30 protein-coding genes are annotated in these 18,295 nt (G+C 40.4%); 26 read left to right on the top strand and 4 right to left on the bottom strand.

Annotation, left to right across the window (positions count from 1 at the left end):
- The first annotated feature begins 1 nt into the window (after nucleotide 1).
- The 26 genes from rplV (at nucleotide 2) to SP4011_RS10130 (ending at nucleotide 14,109) form a co-directional block, all read left to right on the top strand.
- Nucleotides 2-346 (top strand): 50S ribosomal protein L22, encoded by a 345-nt coding sequence (rplV, locus tag SP4011_RS10255; RefSeq protein ID WP_000818137.1) that lies wholly within the window; start codon nucleotides 2-4, stop codon nucleotides 344-346.
- A gap of 12 nt (nucleotides 347-358) precedes the next feature.
- On the top strand, nucleotides 359-1,012 hold the full coding sequence (gene rpsC, locus SP4011_RS10250; protein WP_000529936.1) for a 30S ribosomal protein S3: 654 nt from the start codon (nucleotides 359-361) through the stop codon (nucleotides 1,010-1,012).
- Nucleotides 1,013-1,015: 3 nt separating this feature from the next.
- Entirely contained in the window at nucleotides 1,016-1,429 is a 414-nt protein-coding gene (rplP, locus tag SP4011_RS10245) for a 50S ribosomal protein L16 (protein ID WP_000960946.1), read from the top strand.
- A gap of 9 nt (nucleotides 1,430-1,438) precedes the next feature.
- A complete protein-coding gene (gene rpmC, locus SP4011_RS10240) occupies nucleotides 1,439-1,645 on the top strand; it encodes a 50S ribosomal protein L29 (protein ID WP_000772918.1) in 207 nt (68 codons plus the stop codon).
- Nucleotides 1,646-1,669: 24 nt separating this feature from the next.
- Entirely contained in the window at nucleotides 1,670-1,930 is a 261-nt protein-coding gene (gene rpsQ, locus SP4011_RS10235; RefSeq protein ID WP_000440801.1) for a 30S ribosomal protein S17, read from the top strand.
- Between the two features lie 25 nt (nucleotides 1,931-1,955).
- Nucleotides 1,956-2,324 (top strand): 50S ribosomal protein L14, encoded by a 369-nt coding sequence (rplN, locus tag SP4011_RS10230; protein ID WP_000616545.1) that lies wholly within the window; start codon nucleotides 1,956-1,958, stop codon nucleotides 2,322-2,324.
- Between the two features lie 77 nt (nucleotides 2,325-2,401).
- On the top strand, nucleotides 2,402-2,707 hold the full coding sequence (gene rplX, locus SP4011_RS10225; RefSeq protein ID WP_000497691.1) for a 50S ribosomal protein L24: 306 nt from the start codon (nucleotides 2,402-2,404) through the stop codon (nucleotides 2,705-2,707).
- Between the two features lie 23 nt (nucleotides 2,708-2,730).
- On the top strand, nucleotides 2,731-3,273 hold the full coding sequence (gene rplE / locus SP4011_RS10220; RefSeq protein ID WP_000013542.1) for a 50S ribosomal protein L5: 543 nt from the start codon (nucleotides 2,731-2,733) through the stop codon (nucleotides 3,271-3,273).
- 17 nt (nucleotides 3,274-3,290) lie between these two features.
- Nucleotides 3,291-3,476 carry a type Z 30S ribosomal protein S14 gene (locus SP4011_RS10215; protein WP_001085697.1) on the top strand — a complete coding sequence of 62 codons (186 nt, stop codon included), beginning with the start codon at nucleotides 3,291-3,293 and terminating at the stop codon, nucleotides 3,474-3,476.
- Nucleotides 3,477-3,689: 213 nt separating this feature from the next.
- Nucleotides 3,690-4,088 carry a 30S ribosomal protein S8 gene (rpsH, locus tag SP4011_RS10210; protein WP_000245504.1) on the top strand — a complete coding sequence of 133 codons (399 nt, stop codon included), beginning with the start codon at nucleotides 3,690-3,692 and terminating at the stop codon, nucleotides 4,086-4,088.
- Nucleotides 4,089-4,276: 188 nt separating this feature from the next.
- Nucleotides 4,277-4,813, top strand: coding sequence for a 50S ribosomal protein L6 (gene rplF, locus SP4011_RS10205; protein WP_000086635.1), 537 nt, complete (start codon nucleotides 4,277-4,279; stop codon nucleotides 4,811-4,813).
- A gap of 83 nt (nucleotides 4,814-4,896) precedes the next feature.
- Nucleotides 4,897-5,253: a 50S ribosomal protein L18 gene (rplR, locus tag SP4011_RS10200; RefSeq protein ID WP_000624044.1), complete on the top strand. Its 357-nt coding sequence runs from the start codon at nucleotides 4,897-4,899 to the stop codon at nucleotides 5,251-5,253.
- 17 nt (nucleotides 5,254-5,270) lie between these two features.
- Entirely contained in the window at nucleotides 5,271-5,765 is a 495-nt protein-coding gene (rpsE, locus tag SP4011_RS10195) for a 30S ribosomal protein S5 (protein WP_000874202.1), read from the top strand.
- A gap of 13 nt (nucleotides 5,766-5,778) precedes the next feature.
- Entirely contained in the window at nucleotides 5,779-5,961 is a 183-nt protein-coding gene (gene rpmD, locus SP4011_RS10190; RefSeq protein ID WP_000057241.1) for a 50S ribosomal protein L30, read from the top strand.
- Between the two features lie 144 nt (nucleotides 5,962-6,105).
- Nucleotides 6,106-6,546, top strand: a complete 441-nt coding sequence (gene rplO / locus SP4011_RS10185; RefSeq protein WP_000766087.1) for a 50S ribosomal protein L15 — start codon at nucleotides 6,106-6,108, stop codon at nucleotides 6,544-6,546.
- 12 nt (nucleotides 6,547-6,558) lie between these two features.
- Complete coding sequence (secY, locus tag SP4011_RS10180) at nucleotides 6,559-7,869, top strand: preprotein translocase subunit SecY (RefSeq protein WP_049511466.1); 1,311 nt, start codon at nucleotides 6,559-6,561, stop codon at nucleotides 7,867-7,869.
- A gap of 150 nt (nucleotides 7,870-8,019) precedes the next feature.
- On the top strand, nucleotides 8,020-8,658 hold the full coding sequence (locus SP4011_RS10175; RefSeq protein WP_261080966.1) for an adenylate kinase: 639 nt from the start codon (nucleotides 8,020-8,022) through the stop codon (nucleotides 8,656-8,658).
- A gap of 116 nt (nucleotides 8,659-8,774) precedes the next feature.
- The gene (infA, locus tag SP4011_RS10170; protein ID WP_001029883.1) at nucleotides 8,775-8,993 is read left to right on the top strand and encodes a translation initiation factor IF-1; all 219 of its coding nucleotides are present in this window, start codon (nucleotides 8,775-8,777) and stop codon (nucleotides 8,991-8,993) included.
- A gap of 24 nt (nucleotides 8,994-9,017) precedes the next feature.
- Entirely contained in the window at nucleotides 9,018-9,134 is a 117-nt protein-coding gene (gene rpmJ / locus SP4011_RS10165) for a 50S ribosomal protein L36 (protein WP_001808836.1), read from the top strand.
- 17 nt (nucleotides 9,135-9,151) lie between these two features.
- A complete protein-coding gene (rpsM, locus tag SP4011_RS10160; RefSeq protein ID WP_000090781.1) occupies nucleotides 9,152-9,517 on the top strand; it encodes a 30S ribosomal protein S13 in 366 nt (121 codons plus the stop codon).
- A gap of 17 nt (nucleotides 9,518-9,534) precedes the next feature.
- Nucleotides 9,535-9,918, top strand: a complete 384-nt coding sequence (rpsK, locus tag SP4011_RS10155) for a 30S ribosomal protein S11 (protein WP_001118385.1) — start codon at nucleotides 9,535-9,537, stop codon at nucleotides 9,916-9,918.
- A 42-nt stretch (nucleotides 9,919-9,960) separates the two neighbouring features.
- Entirely contained in the window at nucleotides 9,961-10,896 is a 936-nt protein-coding gene (locus SP4011_RS10150) for a DNA-directed RNA polymerase subunit alpha (protein WP_000568988.1), read from the top strand.
- An 11-nt stretch (nucleotides 10,897-10,907) separates the two neighbouring features.
- On the top strand, nucleotides 10,908-11,294 hold the full coding sequence (rplQ, locus tag SP4011_RS10145) for a 50S ribosomal protein L17 (RefSeq protein ID WP_000331493.1): 387 nt from the start codon (nucleotides 10,908-10,910) through the stop codon (nucleotides 11,292-11,294).
- 264 nt (nucleotides 11,295-11,558) lie between these two features.
- Complete coding sequence (locus SP4011_RS10140; RefSeq protein ID WP_000644124.1) at nucleotides 11,559-11,825, top strand: ACT domain-containing protein; 267 nt, start codon at nucleotides 11,559-11,561, stop codon at nucleotides 11,823-11,825.
- Nucleotides 11,826-11,834: 9 nt separating this feature from the next.
- On the top strand, nucleotides 11,835-13,172 hold the full coding sequence (locus SP4011_RS10135; RefSeq protein WP_061438659.1) for a PFL family protein: 1,338 nt from the start codon (nucleotides 11,835-11,837) through the stop codon (nucleotides 13,170-13,172).
- 244 nt (nucleotides 13,173-13,416) lie between these two features.
- On the top strand, nucleotides 13,417-14,109 hold the full coding sequence (locus SP4011_RS10130; RefSeq protein WP_050261297.1) for a histidine phosphatase family protein: 693 nt from the start codon (nucleotides 13,417-13,419) through the stop codon (nucleotides 14,107-14,109).
- On the opposite strand, the gene SP4011_RS10125 is transcribed toward SP4011_RS10130, so the two are convergent.
- The 4 genes from SP4011_RS10125 to SP4011_RS10110 form a co-directional block, all read right to left on the bottom strand.
- Entirely contained in the window at nucleotides 14,106-14,297 is a 192-nt protein-coding gene (locus SP4011_RS10125) for a hypothetical protein (protein WP_061438660.1), read from the bottom strand. The genes SP4011_RS10130 and SP4011_RS10125 overlap by 4 nt on opposite strands.
- Nucleotides 14,298-14,408: 111 nt before the next feature.
- Nucleotides 14,409-16,067 carry an ABC transporter permease gene (locus tag SP4011_RS10120; protein WP_061438661.1) on the bottom strand — a complete coding sequence of 553 codons (1,659 nt, stop codon included), beginning with the start codon at nucleotides 16,065-16,067 and terminating at the stop codon, nucleotides 14,409-14,411.
- Nucleotides 16,057-17,148 carry an ABC transporter ATP-binding protein gene (locus SP4011_RS10115; protein WP_061438662.1) on the bottom strand — a complete coding sequence of 364 codons (1,092 nt, stop codon included), beginning with the start codon at nucleotides 17,146-17,148 and terminating at the stop codon, nucleotides 16,057-16,059. The genes SP4011_RS10120 and SP4011_RS10115 overlap by 11 nt, the downstream gene beginning before the upstream one ends.
- 12 nt (nucleotides 17,149-17,160) lie before the next feature.
- A complete protein-coding gene (locus tag SP4011_RS10110) occupies nucleotides 17,161-18,207 on the bottom strand; it encodes an ABC transporter substrate-binding protein (protein WP_061438663.1) in 1,047 nt (348 codons plus the stop codon).
- Between the last annotated feature and the right edge of the window lie 88 nt (nucleotides 18,208-18,295).

Here is an 18,295-nt window from a genome sequence, read left to right as displayed (position 1 = left end):
AATGGCAGAAATTACTTCAGCTAAAGCAATGGCTCGTACAGTACGTGTTTCACCTCGTAAATCACGTCTTGTTCTTGATAACATCCGTGGTAAAAGCGTAGCCGATGCAATCGCAATCTTGACATTCACTCCAAACAAAGCTGCTGAAATCATCTTGAAAGTTTTGAACTCAGCTGTAGCTAACGCTGAAAACAACTTTGGTTTGGATAAAGCTAACTTGGTAGTATCTGAAGCATTCGCAAACGAAGGACCAACTATGAAACGTTTCCGTCCACGTGCGAAAGGTTCAGCTTCACCAATCAACAAACGTACAGCTCACATCACTGTAGCTGTTGCAGAAAAATAAGGAGGTAAAATCGTGGGTCAAAAAGTACATCCAATTGGTATGCGTGTCGGCATCATCCGTGATTGGGATGCCAAATGGTATGCTGAAAAAGAATACGCGGATTACCTTCATGAAGATCTTGCAATCCGTAAATTCGTTCAAAAAGAACTTGCTGACGCAGCAGTTTCAACTATTGAAATCGAACGCGCAGTAAACAAAGTTAACGTTTCACTTCACACTGCTAAACCAGGTATGGTTATCGGTAAAGGTGGTGCTAACGTTGATGCACTCCGTGCAAAACTTAACAAATTGACTGGAAAACAAGTACACATCAACATCATCGAAATCAAACAACCTGATTTGGATGCTCACCTTGTAGGTGAAGGAATTGCTCGTCAATTGGAGCAACGTGTTGCTTTCCGTCGTGCACAAAAACAAGCAATCCAACGTGCAATGCGTGCTGGAGCTAAAGGAATCAAAACTCAAGTATCAGGTCGTTTGAACGGTGCAGATATCGCCCGTGCTGAAGGATACTCTGAAGGAACTGTTCCGCTTCACACACTTCGTGCAGATATCGATTACGCTTGGGAAGAAGCAGATACTACATACGGTAAACTTGGTGTTAAAGTATGGATCTACCGTGGTGAAGTTCTTCCAGCTCGCAAAAACACTAAAGGAGGTAAATAACCAATGTTAGTACCTAAACGTGTTAAACACCGTCGTGAATTCCGTGGAAAAATGCGCGGTGAAGCAAAAGGTGGAAAAGAAGTAGCATTCGGTGAATACGGTCTTCAAGCTACAACTAGCCACTGGATCACTAACCGCCAAATCGAAGCTGCTCGTATCGCCATGACTCGTTACATGAAACGTGGTGGTAAAGTTTGGATTAAAATCTTCCCACACAAATCATACACTGCTAAAGCTATCGGTGTGCGTATGGGATCTGGTAAAGGGGCACCTGAAGGTTGGGTAGCACCAGTTAAACGTGGTAAAGTGATGTTCGAAATCGCTGGTGTATCTGAAGAGATCGCTCGCGAAGCGCTTCGTCTTGCTAGCCACAAATTGCCAGTTAAATGTAAATTCGTAAAACGTGAAGCAGAATAAGGAGAAGGCATGAAACTTAATGAAGTAAAAGAATTTGTTAAAGAACTTCGTGGTCTTTCTCAAGAAGAACTCGCGAAGCGCGAAAACGAATTGAAAAAAGAATTGTTTGAACTTCGTTTCCAAGCTGCTACTGGACAATTGGAACAAACAGCTCGCTTGAAAGAAGTTAAAAAACAAATCGCTCGTATCAAAACAGTTCAATCTGAAGCGAAATAATAGACTAGGGAAGGAGAAATTTCAATGGAACGCAATAATCGTAAAGTTCTTGTTGGACGTGTTGTATCTGACAAAATGGACAAGACAATCACAGTTGTAGTTGAAACAAAACGTAACCACCCAGTCTATGGTAAACGTATTAACTACTCTAAAAAATACAAAGCTCATGATGAAAACAATGTTGCCAAAGAAGGCGATATCGTACGTATCATGGAAACTCGTCCGCTTTCAGCTACAAAACGTTTCCGTCTTGTAGAAGTTGTTGAAGAAGCGGTCATCATCTAATCAAACCTGAAAGGAGAAAACTGAAATGATTCAAACAGAAACTCGTTTGAAAGTCGCAGACAACAGCGGTGCTCGCGAAATCTTGACTATCAAAGTTCTTGGTGGTTCAGGACGTAAATTTGCAAACATCGGTGATGTTATCGTGGCATCTGTAAAACAAGCTACTCCTGGTGGTGCGGTTAAAAAAGGTGACGTTGTTAAAGCAGTTATCGTTCGTACTAAATCAGGTGCTCGTCGTGCTGATGGTTCATACATCAAATTTGACGAAAACGCAGCAGTTATCATCCGTGAAGACAAAACTCCTCGCGGAACACGTATCTTTGGCCCAGTTGCACGTGAATTGCGTGAAGGTGGCTTCATGAAGATTGTGTCACTTGCTCCAGAAGTACTTTAATTTTTAGAAACAAACTAGTCCCCTAGCTTCAAGCTAGGGTGCCCTTATGGGCGTAAGAAAAATCAAGGAGAAACCTAATGTTTGTAAAAAAAGGCGACAAAGTTCGCGTAATCGCTGGTAAAGATAAGGGAACAGAAGCTGTTGTCCTTACTGCCCTTCCAAAAGTAAACAAAGTTATCGTTGAAGGTGTTAACATCGTTAAGAAACACCAACGTCCAACTAACGAGCTTCCTCAAGGTGGGATCATCGAGAAAGAAGCAGCTATCCACGTATCAAACGTTCAAGTTTTGGACAAAAATGGTGTAGCTGGTCGTGTTGGTTACAAATTTGTAGACGGTAAAAAAGTTCGCTACAACAAAAAATCAGGCGAAGTGCTTGATTAATCACGAAGGAAAGGAGAAGTATAATGGCAAATCGTTTAAAAGAAAAATATCTTAATGAAGTAGTTCCTGCTTTGACAGAACAATTCAACTACTCATCAGTGATGGCTGTGCCTAAAGTAGATAAGATCGTTTTGAACATGGGTGTTGGTGAAGCTGTATCAAACGCTAAAAGCCTTGAAAAAGCTGCTGAAGAATTGGCACTTATCTCAGGTCAAAAACCACTTATCACTAAAGCTAAAAAATCAATCGCCGGCTTCCGTCTTCGTGAAGGTGTTGCGATCGGTGCAAAAGTTACCCTTCGTGGTGAACGTATGTACGAATTCTTGGATAAATTGGTTTCAGTTTCACTTCCACGTGTACGTGACTTCCACGGTGTTCCAACAAAATCATTTGATGGACGCGGAAACTACACACTTGGTGTGAAAGAACAATTGATCTTCCCAGAAATCAACTTCGATGACGTTGACAAAACTCGTGGTCTTGACATCGTTATCGTAACAACTGCTAACACTGACGAAGAGTCACGTGCATTGCTTACAGGCCTTGGAATGCCTTTTGCAAAATAATATAGGAGGTAAATCTAATGGCTAAAAAATCAATGATTGCTAAGAACAAACGTCCAGCGAAGTTCTCTACTCAAGCTTATACTCGTTGTGAAAAATGTGGTCGTCCACATTCAGTTTACCGCAAATTTAAACTTTGCCGTGTTTGCTTCCGTGAATTAGCTTACAAAGGACAAATCCCTGGTGTAACAAAAGCATCTTGGTAATATCATGATACAAAGAGCGTAACAACCACAGCAAAAATAGGAAATTTGGTGTAGGAGCGATGCTCCAAAACAAATTTATCTTTTTTGCCCAGGTTGTAGCTCGTGTTCAAATAAGAGTTTTCTCATTTGAATGTATCAATACTATCTGAGCCTAGCTCAATCATTAACTAGCAAGTGCAACTTGCAAACTACTAGTAAGAGGAGAAAAACAAAATGGTTATGACTGACCCAATCGCAGACTTCCTAACTCGTATTCGTAACGCTAACCAAGCTAAACACGAAGTACTTGAAGTACCTGCATCAAACATCAAAAAAGGGATTGCTGAAATCCTTAAACGCGAAGGTTTTGTAAAAAACGTTGAAATCATCGAAGATGACAAACAAGGCATCATCCGTGTATTCCTTAAATACGGACCAAACGGTGAAAAAGTTATCACTAACTTGAAACGTGTTTCTAAACCAGGACTTCGTGTCTACAAAAAACGTGAAGACCTTCCAAAAGTTCTTAACGGACTTGGAATTGCTATCCTTTCAACTTCTGAAGGTTTGCTTACTGATAAAGAAGCACGCCAAAAGAATGTTGGTGGAGAAGTTATCGCTTACGTTTGGTAATATTTAGCTCCCAATTTCTTTGTGACTCTTCGTTATCGTCTCTTGCCTAACCCAAAGTTATGCCTGCGAGACGATGCCTAGATTCACTTTGAAATTGAAACCTAAATGTTCCTTTAAATCGAGAAATCGATTTAGCCCCCGTGAAAACTGGCCGTTCTGGCCTGACAATTTAACAGGAGAAAATAAACATGTCACGTATTGGTAATAAAGTTATCGTGTTGCCTGCTGGTGTTGAACTCACTAACAATGACAACCTTGTAACTGTAAAAGGACCTAAAGGAGAACTTACTCGTGAGTTCTCAAAAGATATTGAAATCCGTGTGGAAGGCACTGAAGTAACTCTTCACCGTCCAAACGATTCAAAAGAAATGAAAACTATCCACGGAACTACTCGTGCCCTTTTGAACAACATGGTTGTTGGTGTATCAGAAGGATTCAAGAAAGAACTTGAAATGCGCGGGGTTGGTTACCGTGCACAACTTCAAGGATCTAAACTTGTTTTGGCTGTTGGTAAATCTCATCCAGACGAAGTTGAAGCTCCAGAAGGAATTACTTTTGAACTTCCAAACCCAACAACAATCGTTGTTAGCGGAATTTCAAAAGAAGTAGTTGGGCAAACAGCTGCTTACGTACGTAGCCTTCGTTCACCAGAACCATATAAAGGTAAAGGTATCCGTTACGTTGGTGAATTCGTTCGCCGTAAAGAAGGTAAAACAGGTAAATAATGTTGAGTGGTTGATTTTCAACCACCAACCTATTTTCCAACTTTGTGCATAGCACACGATTTAAAACTAAAGAGGTGAAAACTGTGATTTCAAAACCAGATAAAAACAAACTCCGCCAAAAACGCCACCGTCGCGTTCGCGGAAAACTCTCTGGAACTGCTGATCGCCCACGTTTGAACGTATTCCGTTCTAATACAGGCATCTACGCTCAAGTGATTGATGACGTAGCGGGTGTAACGCTCGCAAGTGCTTCAACTCTTGACAAAGAAGTTTCAAAAGGAACTAAAACTGAACAAGCCGTTGCTGTCGGTAAACTCGTTGCAGAACGTGCAAACGCTAAAGGTATTTCAGAAGTGGTGTTCGACCGCGGTGGATATCTATATCACGGACGTGTGAAAGCTTTGGCTGATGCAGCTCGTGAAAACGGATTGAAATTCTAATAGGAGGACACTAGAAAATGGCATTTAAAGACAATGCAGTTGAATTAGAAGAACGCGTAGTTGCTGTCAACCGTGTTACAAAAGTTGTTAAAGGTGGACGTCGTCTTCGTTTCGCAGCTCTTGTTGTTGTTGGTGACCACAACGGTCGCGTAGGATTTGGTACTGGTAAAGCTCAAGAAGTTCCAGAAGCAATCCGTAAAGCAGTAGATGATGCTAAGAAAAACTTGATCGAAGTTCCTATGGTTGGAACAACAATCCCACACGAAGTTCTTTCAGAATTCGGTGGAGCTAAAGTATTGTTGAAACCTGCTGTAGAAGGTTCTGGAGTTGCCGCTGGTGGTGCAGTTCGTGCCGTTGTGGAATTGGCAGGTGTGGCAGATATTACATCTAAATCACTTGGTTCTAACACTCCAATCAACATTGTTCGTGCAACTGTTGAAGGTTTGAAACAATTGAAACGCGCTGAAGAAGTTGCTGCCCTTCGTGGTATTTCAGTTTCTGATTTGGCATAAGAAAGGGGATAAAATGGCTCAAATTAAAATTACTTTGACTAAGTCTCCAATCGGACGCATTCCATCACAACGTAAAACTGTTGTAGCACTTGGACTTGGCAAATTGAACAGCTCTGTTATTAAAGAAGATAACGCTGCTATCCGTGGTATGATCACAGCAGTATCTCACTTGGTAACAGTTGAAGAAGTAAACTAATGAATTTTTAGGGGATGTGCACTATACCATCCCCTAAAACTAGATATAGTCATCTATGATGACGTCGTATAGGCGAGTTGATGGGGGAGACAACCTTTTCTCCCTTATCGGCGCTAGCATTTTACAAAAGAGGAGAAAATAAAAATGAAACTTCATGAATTGAAACCTGCAGAAGGTTCTCGTAAAGTACGTAACCGCGTTGGTCGTGGTACTTCATCAGGTAACGGTAAAACATCTGGTCGTGGTCAAAAAGGTCAAAAAGCTCGTAGCGGTGGCGGAGTTCGCCTTGGTTTTGAAGGTGGACAAACTCCATTGTTCCGTCGTCTTCCAAAACGTGGATTCACTAACATCAACGCTAAAGAATACGCAATTGTGAACCTTGACCAATTGAACGTCTTTGAAGATGGTGCTGAAGTAACTCCAGTTGTTCTTATCGAAGCAGGAATTGTTAAAGCTGAAAAATCAGGTATTAAAATTCTTGGTAACGGTGAGTTGACTAAGAAATTGACTGTGAAAGCAGCTAAATTCTCTAAATCAGCTGAAGAAGCTATCACTGCTAAAGGTGGTTCAGTAGAAGTCATCTAAGAGAGGTGACCTATGTTTTTTAAATTATTAAGAGAAGCTCTTAAAGTCAAGCAGGTTCGATCAAAAATTTTATTTACAATTTTTATCGTTTTGGTCTTTCGTATCGGGACTAGCATTACAGTTCCTGGTGTGAATGCCAATAGCTTGAATGCTTTAAGTGGATTATCCTTCTTAAACATGTTGAGCTTGGTCTCAGGGAATGCCCTAAAAAACTTTTCGATTTTTGCCCTAGGAGTTAGTCCTTATATCACCGCTTCTATTGTTGTCCAGCTCTTGCAAATGGATATTTTACCCAAGTTTGTAGAGTGGGGAAAACAAGGGGAAGTAGGCCGAAGAAAATTGAATCAAGCCACTCGTTATATTGCTCTAGTTCTCGCTTTTGTGCAATCTATCGGGATTACAGCTGGTTTTAATACCTTGGCTGGAGCTCAATTGATTAAAACTGCTTTAACTCCACAAGTTTTTCTGACGATTGGTATCATCTTAACAGCTGGTAGTATGATTGTCACTTGGTTGGGTGAGCAAATTACAGATAAGGGATACGGAAACGGTGTTTCCATGATTATCTTTGCCGGGATTGTTGCCTCAATTCCAGAGATGATTCAGGGCATCTATGTGGACTACTTTGTGAACGTCCCAAGTAGCCGTATCACTTCATCTATCATTTTCGTAATCATTTTGATTATTACTGTATTGTTGATTATTTACTTTACAACTTATGTTCAACAAGCAGAATACAAAATTCCAATCCAATATACTAAGGTTGCACAAGGTGCTCCATCTAGCTCTTACCTTCCATTGAAGGTAAACCCTGCTGGAGTTATTCCTGTTATCTTTGCCAGTTCGATTACTGCAGCGCCTGCGGCGATTCTTCAGTTTTTGAGTGCTACAGGTCATGATTGGGCTTGGGTAAGGGTAGCACAAGAGATGTTGGCAACCACTTCTCCAACTGGTATTGCCATGTATGCTTTATTGATTATTCTCTTTACATTCTTCTATACGTTTGTACAGATTAATCCTGAAAAAGCGGCAGAGAACCTACAAAAGAGCGGTGCCTATATCCATGGAGTTCGTCCTGGTAAAGGTACAGAAGAATATATGTCTAAACTTCTTCGTCGTCTTGCAACTGTTGGTTCCCTCTTCCTTGGTGTGATTTCCATTTTGCCGATTGCAGCTAAAGATGTATTTGGTCTTTCTGATGTTGTTGCCTTTGGGGGAACAAGTCTCTTGATCATTATCTCTACAGGTATCGAAGGAATCAAACAATTGGAAGGTTACCTATTGAAACGTAAGTATGTTGGTTTCATGGACAGAACAGAATAAAAGTATTTACTGAGTCAGTAAATGCTGAGGGAGTGGAGGTTTAAACTCTGACATTTGTGAGAGTTTGGTCTCCCCTCTTCTATTTTGTTTTTAAATAGGGGTGAAAAGATTTTTTGCTTCTATTTAAAAATAAAATAAGGAGATCAGATCATGAATCTTTTGATTATGGGCTTACCGGGTGCAGGTAAGGGAACTCAAGCAGCGAAAATCGTAGAACAATTCCATGTTGCACATATCTCAACAGGTGATATGTTCCGCGCTGCAATGGCAAATCAAACTGAAATGGGTGTTCTTGCTAAGTTATATATTGACAAGGGTGAATTGGTTCCTGATGAAGTTACAAATGGGATCGTAAAAGAACGTCTTTCACAAGATGATATTAAAGAAACAGGATTCTTGTTGGATGGTTACCCACGTACAATCGAACAAGCTCATGCCTTGGACAAAACATTGGCTGAACTTGGCATTGAACTAGAAGGTGTCATCAACATTGAAGTGAATCCTGACAGCCTCTTGGAACGTTTGAGTGGCCGTATCATCCACCGCGTAACTGGAGAAACTTTCCATAAGGTCTTTAACCCACCAGTTGACTATAAAGAAGAAGATTACTACCAACGTGAAGATGATAAGCCTGAGACAGTAAAACGTCGTTTGGATGTGAATATTGCTCAAGGGGAACCAATCATTGCTCACTACCGTGCCAAAGGTTTGGTTCATGACATCGAAGGTAATCAAGATATCAATGATGTCTTCTCAGATATCGAAAAAGTATTGACAAATTTGAAATAAAGCGTTTTTCACACTTGCAAAAATTCGCTATAAATGTTATACTGAGATAGTCTGACTTATAATTGTTGTCTCTGTGTCTAGAGGCATCGAATCGAAATTTATGGAGGTGCTTTTGCGTGGCAAAAGACGATGTGATTGAAGTTGAAGGCAAAGTAGTTGATACAATGCCGAATGCAATGTTTACGGTTGAACTTGAAAATGGACATCAGATTTTAGCAACAGTTTCTGGTAAAATTCGTAAAAACTATATTCGTATTTTAGCGGGAGATCGTGTTACTGTCGAAATGAGTCCATATGACTTGACACGTGGACGTATCACTTACCGCTTTAAATAATCGAAAAACTTGGAGGGATAAGAAATGAAAGTAAGACCATCGGTCAAACCAATTTGCGAATACTGTAAAGTTATTCGTCGTAATGGTCGTGTTATGGTAATTTGCCCAGCAAATCCAAAACACAAACAACGTCAAGGATAAGATAGAAAGGAGAAAACATGGCTCGTATTGCTGGAGTTGACATTCCAAATGACAAACGCGTAGTAATCTCATTGACTTATGTTTATGGTATCGGACTTGCAACATCTAAGAAAATTTTGGCTGCTGCTGGAATCTCAGAAGATGTTCGTGTACGTGATCTTACATCAGATCAAGAAGATGCTATCCGTCGTGAAGTGGATGCAATCAAAGTTGAAGGTGACCTTCGTCGTGAAGTAAACTTGAATATTAAACGTTTGATGGAAATCGGTTCATACCGTGGTATCCGTCACCGTCGTGGACTTCCTGTCCGTGGACAAAACACTAAAAACAACGCTCGCACTCGTAAAGGTAAAGCTGTTGCGATTGCTGGTAAGAAAAAATAATATAGGAGGTAAAAGTCTTGGCTAAACCAACACGTAAACGTCGTGTGAAAAAGAATATCGAATCTGGTATTGCTCATATTCACGCTACATTTAATAACACTATTGTTATGATTACTGATGTGCATGGTAATGCAATTGCTTGGTCATCAGCTGGTGCTCTTGGTTTCAAAGGTTCTCGTAAATCTACACCATTCGCTGCTCAAATGGCTTCTGAAGCTGCTGCTAAATCTGCACAAGAACACGGTCTTAAATCAGTTGAAGTTACTGTAAAAGGTCCAGGTTCTGGTCGTGAGTCAGCTATTCGTGCGCTTGCTGCCGCTGGTCTTGAAGTAACAGCAATTCGTGATGTGACTCCAGTGCCACACAATGGTGCTCGTCCTCCAAAACGTCGCCGTGTATAATCATCGCATTACACTGCTTTTCGTTTAAGAGGGAGTAACTAAATGATCGAGTTTGAAAAACCAAATATAACAAAAATTGATGAAAATAAAGATTATGGCAAGTTTGTAATTGAACCACTTGAACGTGGCTACGGTACAACTCTTGGTAACTCTCTTCGTCGTGTACTTCTAGCTTCTCTACCAGGAGCAGCTGTGACATCTATCAATATTGATGGTGTGTTACATGAGTTTGACACAGTTCCAGGTGTTCGTGAAGACGTGATGCAAATCATTCTGAACATTAAAGGAATTGCAGTGAAATCGTACGTTGAAGACGAAAAAATCATCGAACTAGATGTTGAAGGTCCTGCTGAAGTAACAGCTGGTGACATTTTGACAGATAGCGATATTGAAATTGTAAATCCAGATCATTATCTCTTTACAATCGGTGAAGGTTCTTCCCTAAAAGCGACTATGACTGTTAACAGTGGTCGTGGATATGTACCTGCTGATGAAAATAAAAAAGATAATGCACCAGTTGGAACACTTGCTGTAGATTCTATTTATACACCAGTTACAAAAGTCAACTATCAAGTGGAACCTGCTCGTGTAGGTAGCAATGATGGATTTGACAAATTAACCCTTGAAATCTTGACAAATGGAACAATTATTCCAGAAGATGCTTTAGGGCTTTCAGCACGTATTTTGACAGAACATCTTGATTTGTTTACAAATCTTACTGAGATTGCTAAGTCAACTGAAGTGATGAAAGAAGCTGATACTGAATCTGACGACCGTATTTTGGATCGTACGATTGAGGAACTGGACTTGTCTGTGCGTTCATACAACTGTTTAAAACGTGCCGGTATCAATACTGTGCATGATTTGACAGAAAAATCTGAAGCAGAGATGATGAAAGTACGAAATCTTGGACGCAAGAGTTTGGAAGAAGTGAAACTCAAACTCATTGATTTGGGTCTTGGATTAAAAGATAAATAAAGGAGGAATAAATGGCTTACCGTAAACTAGGACGCACTAGCTCACAGCGTAAAGCAATGCTTCGTGATTTGACAACTGACCTTTTGATCAACGAATCAATCGTGACAACTGAAGCTCGTGCTAAAGAAATCCGTAAAACTGTTGAAAAAATGATTACTCTAGGTAAACGTGGTGATTTGCATGCACGTCGTCAAGCAGCTGCTTTCGTACGTAATGAAATCGCATCTGAAAACTATGATGAAGCAACTGATAAGTACACTTCTACTACAGCACTTCAAAAATTGTTCTCAGAAATCGCACCTCGTTATGCTGAACGTAACGGTGGATACACTCGTATCCTTAAAACTGAACCACGTCGTGGTGATGCAGCGCCAATGGCGATTATCGAATTAGTATAAAATCATCAATTTTGTTGAGTGTTATGATGATGGAGTCTTGTGCTCTTAGTCTAGCTCTGGTCTACCGCTAGGATTTCGGTCCTAGCGGGAACACTCATCATAAGTTGGGATAGTAGACGCTTGTTTACGAAATTGTTTTTTGCTTAAGAACAACTTCGTAAGCAGGCGTTTTTGAGTATTTTCGTTAGAATTATGCTATACTATTTGAAAAGAATCCTGTTTAATGTTCAGGTTTCCTATTAAAAGAAGAATTGGAGTTTGCTTATGAAAGCGATTATAACTGTTGTTGGTAAAGATAAATCTGGAATTGTTGCAGGTGTTTCTGGCAAAATTGCAGAATTGGGTTTGAACATAGACGATATTTCTCAAACTGTCTTAGATGAATATTTCACGATGATGGCTGTTGTCTCTAGTGATGAAAAGCAAGATTTTACTTATCTGCGAAATGAGTTTGAAGCTTTTGGACAAACTTTGAATGTAAAAATCAATATTCAGAGTGCAGCGATTTTCGAAGCTATGTATAATATCTAGGAGGTGCACATGGATATTAGACAAGTTACGGAAACTATCGCCATGATTGAGGAGCAAAACTTCGATATTAGAACCATTACCATGGGAATTTCCCTTTTGGACTGTATCGATCCAGATATCAATCGTGCTGCGGAGAAAATTTATCAAAAGATTACGACCAAGGCGGCTAATTTAGTGGCTGTTGGGGATGAAATTGCAGCTGAGTTGGGAATTCCAATCGTTAATAAGCGTGTATCGGTGACTCCTATTTCTCTGATTGGGGCAGCGACAGATGCGACGGACTACGTGGTTCTGGCAAAAGCGCTTGATAAGGCTGCGAAAGAGATTGGTGTGGACTTTATTGGTGGTTTCTCTGCCTTGGTACAAAAAGGTTATCAAAAGGGAGATAAGATTCTCATCAATTCTATTCCTCGTGCTCTGGCTGAAACGGACAAGGTCTGCTCGTCAGTCAATATCGGCTCAACCAAGTCTGGTATCAATATGACGGCTGTGGCGGATATGGGACGAGTTATCAAGGAAACGGCTAATCTATCAGATATGGGAGCGGCCAAGTTGGTTGTGTTCGCTAATGCTGTTGAGGACAATCCATTTATGGCTGGTGCCTTCCATGGTGTTGGGGAAGCAGATGTTATCATCAATGTCGGAGTTTCTGGTCCTGGCGTGGTCAAGCGTGCCTTGGAAAAAGTTCGTGGACAGAGCTTTGATGTAGTAGCAGAAACAGTTAAGAAGACTGCCTTTAAAATCACTCGTATCGGTCAATTGGTTGGTCAGTTGGCCAGTGAGAGACTGGGTGTGGAGTTTGGTATTGTGGACTTGAGTTTGGCACCAACTCCTGCGGTTGGAGATTCTGTGGCACGTGTCCTTGAAGAAATGGGGCTAGAAACAGTTGGTACGCACGGAACGACGGCTGCCTTGGCTCTCTTGAATGACCAAGTTAAGAAGGGTGGAGTGATGGCCTGCAACCAAGTTGGTGGTTTGTCTGGTGCCTTTATCCCTGTTTCTGAGGATGAGGGTATGATTGCGGCAGTGCAAAATGGCTCTCTTAATTTAGAAAAACTGGAGGCCATGACGGCTATCTGTTCTGTTGGTTTGGATATGATTGCCATCCCAGAAGATACACCTGCTGAGACCATTGCGGCTATGATTGCGGATGAGGCTGCAATTGGTGTCATTAACATGAAAACAACAGCTGTACGTATCATTCCCAAAGGAAAAGAAGGCGATATGATTGAGTTTGGTGGTCTTCTTGGTACAGCTCCAGTAATGAAAGTCAATGGAGCTTCGTCTGTTGATTTTATCTCTCGTGGAGGACAAATCCCAGCACCAATTCATAGTTTTAAAAATTAAGAAAATAGGAGAAATTTTAAGTTCTATTTAAGGTTGGATGTGTATACTATAATCATTAAATAAAGACCTCCTAATATTATTTGAAACAGATAACACTGATTTAGTTTGAATTTGATTTTCATCTAATATCTTTATTTAATAGAACTCCTAAACTTTTTCATAATAATCTCCTGCAAAAGTCGCCTGTCTGGGTGGCTTTTGTTTTATCATCCATGATATAATAGAAGCAAATGGAGGACGGAAAATGGTAAAAGTACGATTGTATTTGGTACGTCATGGCAAGACCATGTTTAACACGATTGGTCGCGCGCAAGGTTGGAGCGATACTCCCTTAACAACTGAAGGTGAACGAGGGATTCAAGAGTTAGGAATCGGTTTGCGAGAATCTGGTCTGCAGTTTGAGCGTGCTTATTCCAGTGATTCTGGGCGCACCATTCAGACAATGGGAATTATCCTTGACGAGCTTGGCTTGCAGGGAAAAATTCCTTATCGCATGGACAAGCGGATCAGAGAATGGTGTTTTGGTAGCTTTGATGGAGCTTATGATGGTGATCTTTTCATGGGCATTATTCCTCGTATCTTTAATGTGGACCATGTTCACCAATTATCTTATGCTGAACTGGCTGAGGGCTTGGTAGAGGTCGATACAGCTGGTTGGGCTGAAGGCTGGGAAAAACTCAGTGGCCGAATCAAGGAAGGTTTTGAAGCGATTGCCAAAGAAATGGAAGAACAAGGTGGAGGCAATGCTCTCGTTGTCAGCCATGGAATGACCATTGGAACCATTGTTTATCTGATCAATGGTATGCATCCACATGGTCTCGATAATGGTAGCGTGACGATTCTTGAATATGAGGACGGTCAGTTTAGCGTTGAGGTTGTTGGTGACCGTAGTTACCGAGAACTAGGACGTGAGAAGATGGAGGAAGCCTCTATTTAATACTCTTCGAAAATCTCTTCAAACTGTGTCAACGTCGTCTTGCCGTAGATATGGTTACTGACTTCGTCAGTTCTATCCACAACCTCAAAACAGTGTTTTGAGCTGACTTCGTCAGTCTTATCTACAACCCCAAAGCAGTGCTTTGAGCAACCTGCGGCTAGTATCCTAGTTTGCTCTTTGATTTTCATTGAGTATAATCAGTTTAGACTTGCTTGCTAGGAACTAGGGATTTGATAAGAATATCAAGATAAGAAAAAACAGCCGAGGGTAATCCTTTCGGCTGTTTTTGAGGGGGAAAACTAAAGTGTAATGCTGTTGCTTTTAGAGATTTTCATGAACAAGAGCAAGGAACCTACTGTTAGAACAGTGAGGATAGTTGACAAGGCTGCGGCTACACCGTAATTTCCTCTGAGAACTTCTGTATAAATGGCTACAGTCATTGTTCTTGTTTTGACATTGTAGAGGAGGATAGAAGTAGAGAGTTCTGAAATCATTGTGACCCAAGATAAGATGGCTCCAGAAATAATACCAGATAGCATCATTGGAGTTGTAATCTTGGCAAAGGTATTGAGACGGCTACTTCCTAAGCTTTCAGCGGCTTCTTCAATACTTGGTGCTATTTGTTGCAAGCTAGCAACAGATGAGCGAATAGTATAAGGCAATCTTCTGACAGATAGGGACATAATCAGGATGAAAGCTGTCCCAGTAATCATAAGAAATCCACTTCCAAATAGACCGGTATTGAAGGAAGAAATGAAGGCAATCCCTAGAACGGTTCCTGGTACAATATAAGGAACCATACTGAGGCTGTCAATTAAGTTTGTAAACAAATTCCGTTTTCTAACGGCTAGGTAGGAGATAAATGTTGCAAATAGAACAACTAGAACTAAGGCAATCAAAGGGATACGAATGGTATTGAAAATAGCAGAGCCCATACGATTGAAAGCTACCTTGTAACTGTTTAGAGAATAACCTTTGACAAATACCATACCTGATGTTTTTAGAAAAGAAGTATAAATCAAGTAAATTTGAGGTAAAACAGAGATAAAGATAATTCCGTAGACTGTTGCATAAATGGCAGCCATTTTTCCTTTTGTAGTTTTTTTAGGCTCAATTGGATGGAGCGAATTCATGCTGAAACTGTAGCGATTTGCAATGTGTTTTTGGATAAGGAAAATTGCCAAGGCAATGATAATCGCCATAATTGCTAAAGCAGATGCAAAAGCAGAATTTCCTCCAACCTCGCTAATGAATTGGGTATAAATCAAGACGGGGAAAGTCCGATACCCTTCACCAATCAACATAGGCGTTCCAAAGTCTGAGAATGCTCTCATAAATACAAGTAGGGCAGCAGCTAGTAAGGTTGGAACTAGGAGAGGTAAAATGACCGTTACGATACGCTTAAATCCGAAGGACCCCATACTTTCAGCTGCTTCAAGTAGAGAATTGTCAATACTCTTCATTGTCCCAGCAACGTATAGAAATACCAGTGGGAATAGTTGCAGTGTAAAGACAAGTACAATTCCTTTGAATCCATAAATATCGATAGCTGGAAGATGAAGGGAATTTGTCAGGAATTTAGTAATGACCCCGTTTCGTCCCAGTAAGAGAATCCAGGAGTAGGCTCCCACAAAAGGAGCTGACATGGAAGCAATGATAATCAATATTTGTAGAAATTTCTTCCCCTTGAAGTCATACATAGAGAAGAGATAAGCTAATAGGGTTCCTACGACTAAGGAAGTGACAGTAGCGGTAATGGAAACCTTGAAACTGTTAACAAGTGTCTCAGAGTAGTAGGCTTTACTAAAGAAAGTGACAAAATTAGCTAGTGAGAATTGACCTTCATGTATGAGTGCTTGCTTGAGCACGGTAACGATAGGATAAACGAGAAAGACAAGATAGGTAAGAAAGATGAAGAAAGAGGAGGCTGTCCAAATATTTAGTTTTTTACGTTCCATGGTTGACTCCTTTTATCAGGTTTTGTGAACCATCTGCAGAAAAGACGTTTAATTTTTGAGTATTGATTCGTAGGCGAATACGATCGCCTTTTTGTAGATCTTCTTCAAAAGTTGATTCTTCGCTAACTTGAATTTTTGAGGCAAACCCTGTTTCGATGAAGTATTCAGTATTCAGTCCAAGATAGACGCTATCGCTAATAGTTCCTTCAATATCTCCAGATTCATCTTTGATAAACTCTTCAGGACGAATGCTTACATGAATGGCTTGCTCCTCAGCATGATCAAGGGCTGGCATTCGAAGGGCATAGCCATCTGAAAATACGATATAAGCGCCGTCGCTCCGTTTTTCAAGAGTGGCGGGGATAATATTTGTGCGTCCGATAAAGGTTGCTACAAACTCATTAGCTGGTTTATGATAGAGTTCTTTTGGCCGACCGATTTGTTGGATGACTCCGTCTTTCATAACAGCAATTTGGTCTGAAATAGCCATAGCTTCTTCTTGGTCGTGGGTCACATAAACAGTTGTAATTCCTACTTCGTGTTGGATTTCTCGAATGGCTTGACGCATATCCAAGCGAAGTTTGGCATCCAGATTACTAAGTGGCTCGTCCATGAGGAGAACACTTGGATTAACCGCTAAGGCACGTGCCAAGGCGACACGTTGTTGTTGTCCACCACTGAGTTTATCGGGCTTTCGATCCGCATATTGAGCAATTTGCATGAGTTCAAGATATTTATTGGTCTGTTGAATCAATTCTTCTTTTGGAACCTTCTTTTGCTTAAGACCAAAAGCAACATTATCTCGAACAGTCAAATGTGGGAAAATAGCGTAGTTTTGAAAAACCATCCCGATATTGCGTTTGCTGGGTTCCATATTATTGATTTTTGTATCATCGAAGTAAAATTCTCCGCCTTCGATACTGTTGAAACCTGCAATCATACGAAGAAGAGTCGTTTTCCCACAACCTGAAGGTCCAAGAAGGGTAAAGAGACTTCCTTTTGGAATTGTAATGTTCAAATTCTCAATAACAGGGACATCGTGGTAGATTTTTTTGGCGTTGATAATTTTGATCTCACTCATAGTGAACCTCTTTTACTGTTTAGATTGGATATCTGTAAAGACTTCGTTGTATTTCTTAACGATATCTGATTTATTCTTGATGACATAATCATAATCTTCAGTGAGTGTTTTGATTTTGTCAATTGGTTTCATATTTTCGCTTGTTTTGGCATTTTTACGAACAGGACGGTTAGTAGTGGTTGTACCAAGTGTATCTTGTACTTCTTGAGAGATAATAAAATCGATAAATTTCTTGGCATTTTCCATATTTTTCGCTTTTTTAACGATAGCAGCACTAGCAGGTAGGAAGACGGTTCCTTCTTTTGGATAGACTACCTTAATGTTAGCTCCGTCATTTAAGAGTTTAACTGCTGGATCTTCATAAGAGAGACCAACAGCCATTTCTCCGTCAGCGACTGCTTTATAGACACCAGATGAACTTGAACCGATTTTCCCATCAATAAGTGTGAAGAGATCTTTTACATAAGACCAGGCTTTATCGTCTTTGTAACCACCTTGAGCTTGTAGCATATTTGTTAATTGAGCAAAGGCGCTAGAAGAGTTTGCTGGGTCAGCAGTTGCAATTTTTCCTTTTAGTTCAGGTTTGAGAAGGTCGCTATATCCTTCGATGTTCATGCCTTTTGTTAAATCAGGATTGACGATTAAAACACTACCATCTAGTGTATAAGGAGTAGAGTAGCCAGTTGTGTTTTGATATTCTTTGATAACATTATCATTTTCTTTTGAAGTATAGTTTTCAAAGAGTTCTCCGTGGGTAGCATATTGTGTATAAGAACCACCAAAGATGACATCAGCTACAGGAGCTTCTTTTTCTGACTCTAGTTTTTTGAAAAGTTCTCCAGTACCAGCTTGAATCAGTTCTACTTTGATACCATATTTTTCTTCAAAGGCAGGAATAGTTGCTCCGATTAAGCCCTCTGAGTTTGGTGAATAAACGACTAGCGAACCGCCGTCTCCTTTATCAGATGAACCGCCATCGGCAGATTCATTAGAAGAACAAGCAACAAGACCAAAAAGAGCTAGTCCGCAAGCAGCATAATACATCCATTTCTTTTTCATGATGGATACCTCCGTTGTGTTATTTAAGTTTATTTTAAAACAATGTAAGCGTTTTTAAAACCGATAATTCTATTCTATTAGAGTAAAA

The organism is Streptococcus parapneumoniae, assembly GCF_037076355.1.
Taxonomy (GTDB): domain Bacteria; phylum Bacillota; class Bacilli; order Lactobacillales; family Streptococcaceae; genus Streptococcus; species Streptococcus parapneumoniae.
The sequence above is the reverse complement of the archived record's forward strand: the minus strand, read 5'-3'. Positions and strand labels throughout refer to the sequence as shown.